1 protein-coding gene and 1 pseudogene are annotated in these 899 nt (G+C 76.3%); both read left to right on the top strand.

The window, feature by feature from the left end; all coding sequences use genetic code 11:
* Positions 1–94 precede the first annotated feature (94 nt).
* Positions 95–646: an RNA polymerase sigma factor gene (locus A7A76_RS03330; RefSeq protein ID WP_206409862.1), complete on the top strand. Its 552-nt coding sequence runs from the start codon at positions 95–97 to the stop codon at positions 644–646.
* Positions 643–899 (top strand): annotated as a pseudogene (locus tag A7A76_RS03325) (hypothetical protein); the annotation flags it as partial. The gene A7A76_RS03330 and the pseudogene A7A76_RS03325, both read left to right, overlap by 4 nt.

Raw genomic sequence — 899 nt, 5'->3', positions numbered from 1 at the left:
AGCCGATGCGCCGGCGGAGCGGACGCCGCGCTGGCGCGCCGACGCGGCCGAGCGCACGGACGAGCGCATCGACGAAGATCCGCGCGACGACGCGCTGGCCTCGCTGCCGGAGCCCGACCCGGCCCCGGCGCGGCTGCCGGCCAGCCTGGAGGAGTTCCTCGCCGGCCTGGGCACGCGCGCGTTCCGCTTCGCCGAACTCGGCCTGCGCCACCGCGAGGACGCGCTGGACGCGGTGCAAGACGCGATGATGAAAATGCTCGGTTACCGCGACCGTCCGCCGCAGGAATGGACGCCGCTGTTCTGGAGCATCCTGCGCAGCCGCATCGTCGATGTGCAGCGGCGCCGGGCGTTCCGCCTGCGCTGGCTGCTGCCGGCGGCGCGCGGCGAGGACGACGCGCCGGCCGACTGGGCCGACGACGGCCCCGACCCGCAGCGCGCCCACGACGGCCGCGAAGCCTACGGCCGCCTGGCCCAGGCGCTGCAGAAACTGCCGCGGCGGCAACGCGAAGCGTTCTCGCTGCGGGTACTGGAAGAACTCGACGTCGCCACGACCGCGCGGGCGATGGGCTGCAGCGAAGGCGCGGTGAAGACGCATCTGTCGCGGGCGCGCGAAGCGCTGCAGCGGCAACTGGAGGAATGGCGATGAACACCGACCCGCGCAGCGCCGACGGCCGCACCCCGGCGCCGCACCGCGCAAGCCCGGCGGCCGAAGCGGACGCGCGTTTCGACGCGGCCCTGCGCGATCTGCACGCGCAGGCGCTCGAACGCGTGAGCCCGCAGGTCCGCCAGCGGCTGCGCACGATCCGCAGCGAGGCCGCCGCGCAGCCCCAGCGGGGCCGCGGCGGCCTCCTCGGCTGGGCCCTGGCCAGCTCCGGCGTGGCCGCGGTGGCGCTGGCGCT

Source organism: Lysobacter enzymogenes (assembly GCF_017168095.1).
GTDB lineage: Bacteria > Pseudomonadota > Gammaproteobacteria > Xanthomonadales > Xanthomonadaceae > Lysobacter > Lysobacter enzymogenes_D.
Note: the sequence above shows the minus strand (reverse complement) of the source record. Positions and strands in the feature narration are given on the sequence as shown.